At 62.4% G+C, this 12,410-nt stretch carries 11 protein-coding genes; 4 read left to right on the top strand and 7 right to left on the bottom strand.

The genetic code is table 11. From position 1 onward, the window contains the following. Positions 1–75: 75 nt before the first annotated feature. From BLV09_RS17100 to BLV09_RS17080, 5 genes are all read right to left on the bottom strand, one after another. A complete protein-coding gene (locus BLV09_RS17100) occupies positions 76–465 on the bottom strand; it encodes a RidA family protein (protein ID WP_100383592.1) in 390 nt (129 codons plus the stop codon). A gap of 12 nt (positions 466–477) precedes the next feature. Beyond that, a complete protein-coding gene (locus BLV09_RS17095) occupies positions 478–2,808 on the bottom strand; it encodes an acetamidase/formamidase family protein (RefSeq protein WP_146688183.1) in 2,331 nt (776 codons plus the stop codon). 144 nt (positions 2,809–2,952) lie between these two features. Beyond that, on the bottom strand, positions 2,953–4,194 hold the full coding sequence (locus BLV09_RS17090) for an acetamidase/formamidase family protein (protein ID WP_146688182.1): 1,242 nt from the start codon (positions 4,192–4,194) through the stop codon (positions 2,953–2,955). Positions 4,195–4,267: 73 nt separating this feature from the next. Then, on the bottom strand, positions 4,268–5,896 hold the full coding sequence (locus BLV09_RS17085) for an amino acid ABC transporter permease/ATP-binding protein (RefSeq protein WP_146688181.1): 1,629 nt from the start codon (positions 5,894–5,896) through the stop codon (positions 4,268–4,270). Beyond that, positions 5,896–6,735 (bottom strand): ABC transporter substrate-binding protein, encoded by an 840-nt coding sequence (locus BLV09_RS17080; protein ID WP_167559081.1) that lies wholly within the window; start codon positions 6,733–6,735, stop codon positions 5,896–5,898. The genes BLV09_RS17085 and BLV09_RS17080 overlap by 1 nt, the downstream gene beginning before the upstream one ends. 664 nt (positions 6,736–7,399) lie before the next feature. Between BLV09_RS17080 and dctP the strand changes: the two genes are divergently transcribed. From dctP to BLV09_RS17065, 3 genes are read left to right on the top strand one after another with little or no spacing between them, the layout of a single operon-like run. Next, positions 7,400–8,434 carry a TRAP transporter substrate-binding protein DctP gene (gene dctP, locus BLV09_RS17075; protein ID WP_167558767.1) on the top strand — a complete coding sequence of 345 codons (1,035 nt, stop codon included), beginning with the start codon at positions 7,400–7,402 and terminating at the stop codon, positions 8,432–8,434. 2 nt (positions 8,435–8,436) lie between these two features. Next, on the top strand, positions 8,437–9,006 hold the full coding sequence (locus tag BLV09_RS17070) for a TRAP transporter small permease (protein WP_146688179.1): 570 nt from the start codon (positions 8,437–8,439) through the stop codon (positions 9,004–9,006). Between the two features lie 21 nt (positions 9,007–9,027). Further along, a complete protein-coding gene (locus BLV09_RS17065) occupies positions 9,028–10,305 on the top strand; it encodes a TRAP transporter large permease (protein ID WP_146688178.1) in 1,278 nt (425 codons plus the stop codon). 87 nt (positions 10,306–10,392) lie between these two features. Here the strand turns inward: BLV09_RS17065 and BLV09_RS17060 are convergent, their stop codons facing one another. Then, on the bottom strand, positions 10,393–10,704 hold the full coding sequence (locus tag BLV09_RS17060) for a hypothetical protein (protein ID WP_146688177.1): 312 nt from the start codon (positions 10,702–10,704) through the stop codon (positions 10,393–10,395). A 207-nt stretch (positions 10,705–10,911) separates the two neighbouring features. On the opposite strand from BLV09_RS17060, the gene BLV09_RS17055 reads away from it, so the two are divergent. Then, positions 10,912–11,211: a hypothetical protein gene (locus BLV09_RS17055; RefSeq protein ID WP_146688176.1), complete on the top strand. Its 300-nt coding sequence runs from the start codon at positions 10,912–10,914 to the stop codon at positions 11,209–11,211. 45 nt (positions 11,212–11,256) lie between these two features. Here the strand turns inward: BLV09_RS17055 and BLV09_RS17050 are convergent, their stop codons facing one another. Continuing rightward, entirely contained in the window at positions 11,257–12,393 is a 1,137-nt protein-coding gene (locus BLV09_RS17050) for an OpgC domain-containing protein (RefSeq protein WP_146688175.1), read from the bottom strand. Between the last annotated feature and the right edge of the window lie 17 nt (positions 12,394–12,410).

Below are 12,410 nucleotides of genomic sequence, written 5' to 3'. Positions count from 1 at the left end.
ACGGGCGGTCGTTGCGATCAAACCCCGGCGCGATCAGACATGCTATGCGTTGCGTTTATTGCGCCGCATCAATTTTCAATCGGCGGGCCGCCGCGCGATGAGGTCGATCTCGATCAGAGCGTCATACGCCAGTCCGGTAACGCCGACGCAGGTCCGCGCGGGAAGACGGTCTGGCGCGAAATAGCTGCGATAGGTTTCGTTCATCGCCGCGTAATCTTGCTTGAAACGGGTGAGATAGATCCGCGCCATCGCGACATGCTCGAAGCCGAGCCCGAGCCCGTTCAGCACCTTCTTCAGATTGGCCATCACGGCATGGGTCTGGGCCACGATACCCTCAGGCAAAACACCGGGCGCTTCTGGCGTATCGGGCATCTGGCCGGTGACGAGAACAAAGCCATCGGTTTCGACCGCATGGCTGAACGGCGCGACCGGCTTCGGGCCGCCGGCAATCATGTGAAATTTCATCGGCTGTTTCTTTCAGTTCGCAAACAGGCGCTTGCTCAAGATGGCATGGACGCCCCAATTGCCGTCGACGACTTGCGTGACGCCGAAATCCACCGCGGCCGAGATCAGCGCGATCGCCTCGTCTTCGCTCAATCCCCTGGTGTTCATCAGAAACCGCCGGACCTTGCGAAACGCGTCCTTCATCGCGAGGTCGAGCGAGGATTTTGCGTAGACTTCGCTTTGCCCCTTGGCGCCGAACTCGGCGAGGTAATTCGGATGACTGAACCCGGTCAGTACCCAGTCGGTTTCGGTTTCGATCAGCGGATAGGTGAGGTCGGCGAACGGTCGTCCGGCGAGATCGGCTTTCTTGTGCAGCACGACGTGAAACGTGCCGGTCATCGAACATTCGATCGCGGTGCCGCTCAGTTCACCGTCGCCCTGCGCGGCGTGCGGATCGCCGATCGAGAGCAGCGCTTCGGGAACGGAAACCGGCAGATAGACAGCGGCTCCCTTGCCCAGCCGCCAATTGTCGAGATTTCCGCCGAAATAGGCCGGCGGCACGGAATCGACCAGTCCCGGCTCGCGCGGCGCGACGCCGATGACGCCGAAATGCGGCCGCAGCGGAATCCGAATGCCGTCGAGCACATTGTGCCGCCGCCGGACTGTCTCGGCGGCGACGGGCACGCCGGGATAGTCGTAGGTCTGGTGCAGCACGCCTGACGGATCTCGCTGCGGTTGCCAGCGATAGGAATAGAGCGCCTGCGCATAAGGTTCTTCGCCGGGGAAGATCTCGTAGATCGTCACGGCCTCGCGCGGCTTCGGCTCCGAGAGAAACTCGTCATAGTGATATCCCCACCAGGCGGCGACGCTGCTGCCGAAAATCCGTCCCTCAAGATCCGGGTTGCGGCTCGGGCGCGGCGCCATGTCGAGAATGCGGACTTCCAGCACGTCGCCGGGTTCGGCGCCTTTTACCGCGATCGGTCCGGTGCAGATGTGAACGCCAAAGCCTTCACCGGCGCCGCGACCGTAAATCGACGCGTCCATAGGACCGGCGCCCCGGCGATCGACCCCCTTGCCCTCCCGCGTCCATCGAAACACGCTTTCGGCGCCAGGGTCGTCCTTGATCATGCGTTCGGGATCATCGGAAGCGTGCTGCGTCAGGGTCTCGACCGTAATGGTGTCGCCCGAAACGATCTCGATCAGCGGTTTCAGCGAACGGCTGAAAAATCCCCAATGCACATGCGCGGCATCGGCCGGAAGGTGATGATGGTGCGCCGGCTGGCTACCTTGCGGCAGCGGCACTTCAACCGCTTCCAGTTCAACCGGCGCTATCTTCGGTGCGTGCCGGCTGGGGCGCAATTGCGCAATGGCATCCTGCGGCCAGCCGCGCTGGCCGGCGCGCACGCCGAGACCCGACAGGCGCTTGATCTCCTGCTGCCGGAACGCCCGCGGCGACAAGCCGAACCGGTCGCGGAACGAGCGGCTGAAATGCGCGGCGTCGCTGAAGCCGCAACTGAATGCGATCTCGGAGACCGATCGATGCGCCTCGGCGGCGTTGGCGAGATCCGCCCAGCAACGCTGCAATCGGCGTTCACGCAAATAATGCGTGAAATTATCGCCGGTGCCTTCAAACAGTTTCTGAAGATAGCGCTCGGAAATGCCTTCCATCTGCGCGATGCGTGCCGGCGTGATGTCGGGATCGCCGAGCTTGCGTTCGATCGCGTCATAGATGCGATGGAGCAGGGCCGCCTGCGTGCCGATCCCGACCGTGTCCGGGGCGGTCGACAATTTCTGACGCGACAGCGTGAGCAGCATTTCGGCGAGGCTGAGCCTGATCGCGTTCCAGGCGTCCGACGACAGATTTTCCAGGGATTCGGAGGCGGCCTCGAGCGTGCTGCGGAGAACGTCGGCCAATCCGCCTGATGCGACGATGATGGCATCGCGGCATTCCGGCAGACTGATCTTGCGGCCACCGAAACTCTCCGCCGTCACCGACAGCACGATGGCGCGCATGTCGCGGTGAAAGGTCACGTGCCAGTCGCTCTGGCGCGGAAGCAGGATGATGCGGCCGGCCGGAACCGTCTGTGGCGACCCGCCGGTCTTGAGCACGGCGCCATCTTCAGCCGGCATCAGCGCGATCGGGAGGTCGGCTCGCCGCGGCAGCGGCGAGAAAACCTGCGGGCCCGCGGCAAAACGCATCAGCGCGACCCCGTCCAGCGAGGCGCGGGACAACGCCGTGGCATGTTCGCCATGCTTGGCCGACATTGGCGCGGATCGAAGGCCGAATCCGCCCAACACGTCCTGCCAGGCTTCGATCCTGTCGTTTTCGGAGTAGGATTCGCTGGTAAACGCGTGAATACTCATGCTTCGGCCAACGCAATTAGGCTGATTTCGAAGCAACCGCCGTGCCAGAAACAGGCGCAGCGGGACGATCGGCTCCTGGCGCGCCGCTGTTCCAGTCAGGGCCGTGACCGCCTCCGCCCCTTTAACGTATTCAGGAACCCCGCTTCAGGTGCACCTGAACACGTTCTTCCGGATCGATCCGTGTACGCCCCAATTGGCATCGACGACCTGGGTCACGCCGAAATCGGCCGCCACCGACATCAGCGCGATCGCTTCGTCCTCGCTCATCTTGTGAACCGTCATCAGAAAGCGGCGGAGCTTGCGGAAGGCGTCGCGCATCGCCTTGTCGAGGCTCGAATGGTTCACGATGTCGGTCTGGGCGTCCTTGCCCAGTTCGGCGAGATAATTCGGAAACGTGAAGCCGTACATCGACCATTGCTGATCGGTCTCCAGCATCGGATGGGTCAGTCCCTCCAGCACGGTGCCGCCGAGATCGCGGTTCTTGTGCAGGATGAATTCGAAATCGCCGGTCAGCGACGTCTCGATCGCGGTGCCGCCGAGTTCGCTGTCGCCCTGCGCCGCGTGGGGATCGCCGACGGAAAAGAATGCGCCTGACACCGCCACCGGATAATACATCCGCGCGCCTTTGCCGACACGCCAGTCGTCGATATTGCCGCCGGTATAGCCCGGTGGAATCGAGCTGACGAAATCGGATTCCGAAGGCGCCAGTCCCATGGTTCCGAAGTGGAGACGCGCGGGCACCCTGACATTGGGCAGGATGTTCTCGCGCTTGCGGACCAGCGTGTGATCGACGCGCACGCCCGGATAGTCGATGGTCGGATGAACGATGCCGTCGGGATCGGTCTGCGGCGTCCAGATATAATTGTAGACCGCCTTGGCGTAGGGCTCGCCGGATGTGTCGAGTTCGAAGATCGTGATGACTTCGCGCGGCTTCGGCTCCTCGATCAGGTCATGATAATGAAACCCCCATGACGCCGCGGCGTTCGAGCCGAAGCATTTCCCGGCATGACAGGCGTTGCAGCTCGGGCGCGGCCGCACGTCGAGAATGCGGACTTCGAGGATGTCGCCGGGCTCGGCATTCTCGATCGCGACCGGGCCGGTCAGAAGATGCACGCCGAGACCTTCGCCCGAACCGCGCACGAACGGACCTTCGGTCGGGCCGGCGCCACGGCGGACGACGGACTTGTGCTCTTTGGTCCAGTGAAACACGCTCTCGGCGCCGGGATCGTTGGCGATCATGCGCTCATAGTCGTCATTGGCGTGATGCGTCAGCGTTTCGATGGTGGCGCGGTCGCCGGACTTCAGCGTCAGGGCCGGCGCGACTTTCTTGCTGAAGTAACCCCAATGGATATTGGTGGGCGAAACGGGGAGGAGATGATGCTTCATGCAATGGCCTCGGTAGCTGACGCAAGTTGCGGTGAATGGAGGATGGAGATCCCGGAAGCGGCGTGACGCCGCTTCATGCCGGCGGTTTTTCGGCCTCCATCACGCTGAGAAAGCGCGCCGTGATCGGGTTGCGTGGATTGGTCAGGACCTCGTGCGCCGGACCTTCCTCGATAATGTTGCCGTCGCTGAGGAACATGACGCGGTCGGCAACCTCGTCGGCAAAGCGCAATTGATGCGTCGAGATGATCATGGTCAGGCCGTCCTCGACGGCGAGCCGCCGGATTACTTCGAGCACTTCGTTGACCAACTCCGGGTCAAGCGCGGAGGTGGGTTCATCGAGCAGAAGAACACTCGGGTTGGGAGCAATCGCGCGCGCGATCGCGACGCGCTGTTGTTGTCCGCCGGACAGATGCCGCGGCAACGCATGCGCGCGGTGGCTGAGGCCGACGCGTTCGAGCAGCTCGCGCGCGCGGCGGTCGGCGTCCACTCGCGAAACGCCGTGAACCCAGCGCAGCGGACCGGCGACATTCTCCAGCGCCGTCAGATGGCCGAACAGATTGAATTGCTGGAACACCATGCCGACGCCGACGCTGGCGCGCTCTTCGGCGATGGCGCGCGGCGACAGCGGCTTGCCGTCGCCGCTAAAACCCATGCGGCGGCCGCCGACCATGACGATGCCGGCGTCCCAGCCTTCGAGGTGATTGATGCAGCGGAGCAGCGTGCTTTTGCCGGAGCCGCTCGGGCCGAGCAGCGCGATGACTTCGCCGACCCGTACCGTCAAATTGACGCGCGCGAGCACGGCCTGCTTGCCATAGGCCTTGTAGAGATCGTTGACGTCGACGGCTACATTGTTGCGAGCCAGCGTTTCGGCGCGCTTGGTCCGCTCCGCCCGCGCGGCTTTGGCATCCTTCGAGGCCGTGTAGGGAATGACATTGTCGGGTCGCGTGGGGGCGGTGGCCGGCGTGACTTGATTGGGCTCTTCGTCGATCAACTCGGGGAGCAACGGCGCGCGATACCAGGGCAGCAGGCGGCTCAGGCGGTTCTCGGTCGCCGGCCGGTCGAGATCGAGCATCCATTCGACGGCGAGCTGGATCAGGCTGACCCCGCCGGTGAGCAGGAGATAGATCAGCCCCGAGGCGAAGAAGATCGAGAAGAAGTCGAAGGTCGAGGACGCGAGCTGCGTGCTTCGCAGCGTCAGTTCCTGCACCGAGATCACGCTCGCCAGCGACGAATTTTTCAGGGCGCTGACGGTCTCGTTGCCGAGCGCGGGAATCATCATGCGGAAGGCCTGCGGCGCGATGATGCGCCGCATCAGCAGCGCCGGCGTCATCCCGAGCGCCTGGCCGGCCAATACCTGACCGCGGTCAATGCCGAGCACGCCCGCGCGCAGCATCTCGGCGATGAAGGGCGCTTCATTGGCGGCCAACGCAAGACCGGCAGCGCCGACCGCGCTCAGCTTGAGGCCGATCTGCGGCAGCGCGTCGTAGGCGAACACCATCTGCAGAATCAGCGGCGTGCCGCGGAAGATCACGGTGTAGCCCCGGGCGAATGCAGCCAGCATCCAGAAACGGCTGAGCTGCATCGCCGCAAGGGCCAGACCGAGCAACAGCCCGCCGGTCAGACCGAGGGCCGTCACCGCCAGGGTGAACCAGACGCCCTCGATCAGATACGGCAGGCTGAGATAGTGGGCGAATAACGACATCAGTTGACCGAGAGGATGTCGGGTTCCTTGAAGTTGTTCACATCGAGATCCCACTTCTTCAGTAGCGCCATGTGCGTGCCGTCCTTCTGAAGCAGGATCAGTGCCGCAAGCACCGCGTCGCGGAATTCAGGCTTGTCCTTTGGCACGCCGATGCCGACCGAGTAGGGGATCGTCACCGCGATCGCCTTCTCCAACTTGTCCGGATTGGCCTTCACCGCCTGGTCCACGGTGTTGACATCGTTGACATAGGTGTCGGCGCGGCCGGCCAGGATCGCCTGAATGCAGTTGGCGTTGTTGTCATAGAGCTGAAGCGTCGGCTCGGGCTTGCCTTCGGCCTTGCATTTCGGGACCAGGTCCTGAACCAGCGGGACTTCGACAAAGCCGGTATTTTCGGCCGCCGCGGCGCCGCACATCGACATGTTGATGCCGTCGATCTTCTTCGGGTTGCCCTTGGCGACCAGCACGCCATCGAACACCTTCGAATAGGTGATGAAGTCGGCCGCCTTGGCGCGTTCCTTGGTGGCGTAGATATCCGAGATCACGATGTCGGCCTGACCGCTCGACAATGTCGTCAGCAGGGCAGCGAACGTCACCGCCTTGTAGGTCAGCTTGAAGCCGAGGCATTCGCCGATCTGCTCGCCGAGATCGATGTCGAAGCCGACATATTTGTCCGGGTCTTTCGGATCGATCGCTTCATAGCCGGGCGTGTGAGGGTTGATGGCGTTGACGAGCGTCTTGCCTTTCCAGGCCGGATATTTCGCCTGCAACGCTGCACATCCCGCAGGTGCGGCCTGCGCCTGCCCGGCAACGCAAAATGCAATCAGGCACGCAAGGCCCATCGCGACGTAGCGGGAGCGGCCGGCCGATCCGATTTTATCCCGGAAGTTGCGCGCATTCCCGAACAGATATCTTGGCATCATGGAACGGACTCCTCTGTTGCTGACGAGCAGACGCGCTCGGCAGGGCTGACTGGCGGCCAACGGTAGGAGGAGTGCGGCGGGAATGCTTGTCTGCAGCCGCACAAACACTTGCAGCCGACGCGCCAGTTTTTGTGCATCGGACGCACCGTTTGTAGGCTTCGTGCTCAAACGGCATTCATTGTTCGCGTGGCGTTCCCCGTCGCATGCGTTCGTCGTGATTTTGGTCCAGGCGGTCGGCGGTGACGCCTGTGGGATGAACCGAACGGAGCAGCGAAGGGATCACGCGGCTCCGGTTTCGGATCTGCGTAGCCGGGCGATGCGTTGGATCCCGGTGGCCAGTGATATCGCGGTGCAGCAGAGTGATGCCTTGAGAGTAATGCCTTGGGTGCGTTTTGACTTTGGACTCGCTCGCAAACGAAAGCGTTGGGGTGTCTACGCCAAATGGACCAGCTCGATCCGTCGTGGCGGATGCGATTGCGCGTTGCCGATCGAGGGGCCGCAAGGTTATGCTGGGTTCAAAGCATCCCGGTCCGAAGTTGTTCGAGATCGTCGGCTGTATAATAAACACTCTGGGAGGGTTTCGATGGCGCAGCGCTTTTCACGCCGCAGTTTTGTCCTTGCCTCGATTGCCGCCACCGCCGCGCCGGCCTTTATCCGGTCCGCGCGAGCTGATGAGCCGATCCGGCTGCGTTGCTCGTTGGACACCGCGCCGTCGCATCTCCGTAACGTGTCGATCAAGGATTATCTCGGCAAGGTCGAGGCCGCCTCCGGCGGCAAGATCAAGGCCGAATTGTTCGAGAGCGGCCAGCTCTATCCCGATCTCGAGGTCGGCAAGGCGCTGATCCAGGGCCAGGTCGAAATGGCCGCGCCCGGCAGTTGGACCATCACCGGCATCGTTTCCGACGCAGATTGTTTTCAGCTCCCGGTGCTCTATGGCCAGCCGATCGAGCTGATCCATCGCGTCATCGACGGCAAACCCGGGCAATATCTCAACGGGCAGATCCAGCAAAAACTGCGCTCGCACGTGATCGGGCCGTATCTCGATCTCGGTTTTCAGAACTGGTACAGCGCCAACAAGCCGGTCGCGAGCCTTGATGATCTCAAGGGCATGAAGATCCGCAATTCCGGCGGCGCCGGCCAGGCATGGCGCGCGCGTTTCCTCGGCGCCATCCCCAACACCACGGCGTGGCCCAACGTGCCGCTGGCGTTGTCGCAAGGCACTTTCGACGGGCTGGTCAGTTCGAACGAAAGCCTGGTCAGCGCGAAACTCTGGGATTCCGGCGTCAAATTCGCGCTGGAGGATCACCAGTTCACCGCCGAATATATTCCACTGCTGAGCCAGGCGTTCTGGGACAAGCTCCCGCCCGATCTGCAGAAGATGATGACGGACATCTGGGCGCAGAACATCCCGGCCTATCGCGCCAACATGGCCGCGGCCCAGACCAAGGCGCGCGCGACGCTTGAAGAGCATGGCGTCAAGTTCACCGATCCGACGCCGGAGCAGAGCGCCGCGGCGCGCAAGCGGATGATGGTGGAGCAGGATCAACTGGCGAAAGACATCAAGATCGCGCCCGAGATGGTCAAGCTCATCATGGCTGAAGCCGGCAGCGGCAGCTAAGCGTGGTCCAGTTCAAGGCATCGGTGGTGCTCGGCTGGTGGGATCGGATCGAGGAGACCCTGGTGGGTCTCCTCGGTTTGATTGCACTGGTGATCGGACTGCTTCAGGTGATCGGGCGTTATATCGATCCGGCGCGCGCCATCAGCTACGCCGAAGAGGTCATCGTCTATCTCATCATCTGGGCGATCATGATCGTCTCCAGCCAGCTGGTGCGCCGCGACGGCCATGTGCGGCCCGATCTGGTGCTGCGCCTGCTGCCGTCGCGGGCTTTACGCATTGTCGAAATATTCAATTGCCTGGTCGCCATCGTGTTCTGCGGCGCGCTGGTCTGGTACGGCTGGGAGATCGTCGACACCTCGCTTCTGATCAGCGAAACCAGCTCGACCGATCTGCAATTCCCGATGTGGATTTATTATCTGGCGTTGCCGGTGGGCAGCGCACTCATGCTGGTGCGCTACATCATGCGTCTGGTTCGTTTCGCGTTTTTCTTCGACCCGGCGACCATGACCGTCGGACAGGTGCTTCACGACGAGATGCCGGGCGGACTTTCCCCACCGCTGACCGATCGCTAGGGCAGGGTTCGCCGGTCCATCATGCTGACGCTCCTGTTCCTGGTGTTGTTCTTCGGGCTGCTCGCGGCCGGGATGCCGATTTTCCTGGTGCTCGGCATGTGCGCCGGCATTCTCTACATCGCCACCGGCGAGCCGCTGATCGGCGCGGCGCAGATGGTGATCAACAAGCTCAACTCGACGACGCTGATGGCGCTGCCGTTATTCGTCATGGCGGCCGCCTTCATGCGCTCGGGCGGCGTCGCCAAGGCGCTGGTCGATGTCGCGACCGCCTGGCTCGGCGGCATCAGGGGATCGCTCGGCCTCGTGACCGTGGTGGCGTGCACATTGTTTGCGGCGATCTGCGGCTCCAGCGTGGCGACGGCGCTGGCGATGGGCACCATCCTGGTGCCGGCGATGATCGAGCGCGGTTATCCGCGCTCCTTTGCGCTCGGCGTGGTCGGCGCTTCCGGCACCATCGGCATCGTTGTGCCGCCCTCGCTCGCGCTCATCCTCTACGGCATCGTCGCGGAGCAATCGGTGCCACGGCTGTTCCTGGCCGGCGTGCTTCCGGGCCTGCTGCAGGCCGCGGCGTTCGCGTTGTGGGTTTTGTATTATGCGCGGCGAAACAATTTCCCGGTCGAGCCGGTGTTGCCGCTGGCGGAGCGATTGCGCGTCACCGGGCGCGCGATTCCGGCGCTGGCGGTGCCGCTGGTCGTCACGGTCGGAATCTATGGCGGCGTCGTCACGGTCACGGAAGCCGCGGCGCTATCGGCCGCGGTGGCGCTTTTGGTCTCGCTGATCTTTTATCGCGGCTTTCACTGGACGCAGACCCTGAAGGTCATCACCGAGGGCATTCGCAGCGCCGCCACCATCATGCTGATCGTGGCGACCGCGCTGGCGTTCGGCCATTGGATGACCGAGTCCGGCATCCCCAATCAGCTTGTCAACTTCGTCATCGGCCATCACTTCGCGACCTGGCAGTTCCTGCTGATCATCAACGGCTTGTTGCTGGTGCTCGGCTGTTTCCTGGAAGTCACCGCGACGCTGTTGCTGGTGCTGCCGATCCTGGCGCCGGCGCTGACGCCGCTTGGGGTCGATCCCGTGCATTTCTCGATCATCTTCACCCACAACATGGAAATCGGGCTGGTTCATCCGCCGGTCGGGCTCAACCTCTTTGTGCTCTCGACTATTTCGTCCGCGCCGATCGGCGAGGTGATTCGCGGCATCCTGCCGTTTCTGATCCTGCTGTTGATCGTGCTCGCCATCATCACCTACGTGCCGGTGCTGACACTGTGGTTACCGAACGCCGTGTTTGGCTGACAAAACTGAACCGGACGGCCCGCTGTGCGATGCAGGCCGCCCGGCGCGGCGGTTTGGACGCCGCTTCTCACCACCGGTCATTCGCGATCAGTAATCCGGGCCGTTATAGTAAGCGTAAGGCCCAGGGCCCTCGTAGGTATAAGGGCCGGCGGCCTCGGCCGGTGCGACGATTATGACGCGCGAAGGAACTTCGACTGCGACGCCCGGTGCATAGCCGTGGCGATAATAAAACCCGGGGCCCGGCGTGCCGCGGACGCCATAGCCGCCGGTGAGATAATTCGAGTCAGGATAGTTCTGCCCCATGGCGCCGGGTTCCTGAATCGCTTCCTGGGCCATCGCCGGCGTGGCCAGCATCGCCACTGCGATAACGCCCGCGCGCATCAAGCTGATTTTAGTCATTTTGATCTCCATCGGATTTGTAGGCCAACGATACCCGGCAGAGGACGTTCCCAACTCACGTTCAAGGAAGCGTGAGGTCGCGCGTAGGCGGCAGGCGCCGCGGCGTCGGCGGCTTTTCCAGCCAGCCGCTTGCCGGCCGGGCCGATGAATGGGATGATCGGGGGTATTGCAGAACCTAACGATTCCAGCCCTGACACGGAGAAAGCCATGAGAATCCCAAGCGCCGGCGCCTTTGCGATTGCAGCCCTCCTTTGCGCGACCCCACTGTCGCTTCAGGGGACGCAAGGTAGCGGCCTGTCATTATCGGTGACGTCGGCCAAGGCGGCAGATCTGGACCTTCAGACCCGGCACCGCCATACCGCCTACAGGCACCATTACCGCTACTCCCGGCTTTATAATCCCTGGTGCAACGGCCCATACACCGGCGGCGGTATCGGCGATATCAACGGCAGCACCTATTACGGCGGCCCCTTTATCGACCTTCGTTGCTACGGCGGCGTCTACTGAGCGGGAACGTCCGCGCCGGATTTGCAGCGCGTGCCTGAACGTCATTCAGACACGCGCAAGCGTTTTCCAGACGTCCTGTTGCTTGGACCAGGAGATGTAGTAGGCGACGAAGGTCATGATCGCGATGCCGCTGACGCCCACCAGGATCTGCGCCAGCACCGAACCTGAACTCAGCGTCAGCGCGAAATGTCCGATGAAGGACAGGAACACGCCGACGCAAAACACCGGCAGCGATTGTTCGCCGCATTTGACGAGCGGATTGAAGATCGGCCATTTCAACGCAGTTGCGTCCTTGCAGACAAATCGCGTGACGACAAACACGACGACGACGAAATGCAACACGCGATACGGCGCGAGATTGACCTTGTCGTTCGGGTTGAAGGCGTCGAGCAGCCATGTCGGGAACATCTGTCCGAAAGCCGGGAAGCGGCCAGCCATGGTCATGGCGAGCGCAAACAGCAGATAGGCAATTCCGGCATAGAACAGGGCCGGTGAATCGATCAGCCGGCCAAAGCGCTGTGTGCCGCTGAGTGCGAGCCACGCGCCGAGCACGAACAGCAGCTGCCAGCAGAACGGGTTGAAATACCAGTCGCCATCCGGAAACGAGGCAAAATTCCACTCGAAATAACGGGCGGCGAAATAAAGCGCGAGCGAACCGACCATCATCAGGTCAGGCTTGCGCATCATCAGCCACAATACCGGCGCAAGAAAAGCCATCAGCAATGTATAGAGCTGCAGCACATCGAGGTTGAGCGGCCTCGATTGCAGCAGCAGCCCGTGCGCGAGGATCCGGATCGGATGATCGATCAGGCCGGCCACGTTGAACTCATTGATGATGTCGGGAGCGGCATATTGGGCCGCGACATACCCGATGGTGACGATGTAGATCGTAAACAAGACGATGTAGGCGGCGTAGAGTTGCCACACGCGCTTGAATATCCGGGTGGCGCCGACAAGGAAGCCGCGTTCCAGGATGATCTTTGCGTAGACCATCGCAGCCGTATAGCCCGAAATGAAGATGAACAGATCCGCCGCGCCGCTGAACCCGTAGTTTCTGGCCGTGATCAGGTTCAGCACGTCGTTGGGGATGTGATCGAGAAAGAGCGACCAGTTCGCGATTCCCAGAAACAAATTGAGGCGGATGTCGTGGTCGTTGGCCGCAAGATTTGCGTTGATGTTCATGGACGTTTTTATGTTGT

Source organism: Bradyrhizobium canariense, from assembly GCF_900105125.1.
GTDB classification, from domain to species: Bacteria; Pseudomonadota; Alphaproteobacteria; order Rhizobiales; family Xanthobacteraceae; genus Bradyrhizobium; species Bradyrhizobium canariense_A.
This window is presented reverse-complemented; position numbering and strand designations above follow the sequence as displayed.

What these genes read in the sequence shown, in the direction of transcription:
- BLV09_RS17100 (WP_100383592.1), bottom strand. Translation starts at nt 465, where the DNA reads ATGAAATTTCACATGATTGCCGGCGGCCCGAAGCCGGTCGCGCCGTTC.
- BLV09_RS17095 (WP_146688183.1), bottom strand. Translation starts at nt 2,808, where the DNA reads ATGAGTATTCACGCGTTTACCAGCGAATCCTACTCCGAAAACGACAGG.
- BLV09_RS17090 (WP_146688182.1), bottom strand. Translation starts at nt 4,194, where the DNA reads ATGAAGCATCATCTCCTCCCCGTTTCGCCCACCAATATCCATTGGGGT.
- BLV09_RS17085 (WP_146688181.1), bottom strand. Translation starts at nt 5,896, where the DNA reads ATGTCGTTATTCGCCCACTATCTCAGCCTGCCGTATCTGATCGAGGGC.
- BLV09_RS17080 (WP_167559081.1), bottom strand. Translation starts at nt 6,735, where the DNA reads ATGGGCCTTGCGTGCCTGATTGCATTTTGCGTTGCCGGGCAGGCGCAG.
- dctP (WP_167558767.1), top strand. Translation starts at nt 7,400, where the DNA reads ATGGCGCAGCGCTTTTCACGCCGCAGTTTTGTCCTTGCCTCGATTGCC.
- BLV09_RS17065 (WP_146688178.1), top strand. Translation starts at nt 9,028, where the DNA reads ATGCTGACGCTCCTGTTCCTGGTGTTGTTCTTCGGGCTGCTCGCGGCC.
- BLV09_RS17060 (WP_146688177.1), bottom strand. Translation starts at nt 10,704, where the DNA reads ATGACTAAAATCAGCTTGATGCGCGCGGGCGTTATCGCAGTGGCGATG.
- BLV09_RS17055 (WP_146688176.1), top strand. Translation starts at nt 10,912, where the DNA reads ATGAGAATCCCAAGCGCCGGCGCCTTTGCGATTGCAGCCCTCCTTTGC.
- BLV09_RS17050 (WP_146688175.1), bottom strand. Translation starts at nt 12,393, where the DNA reads ATGAACATCAACGCAAATCTTGCGGCCAACGACCACGACATCCGCCTC.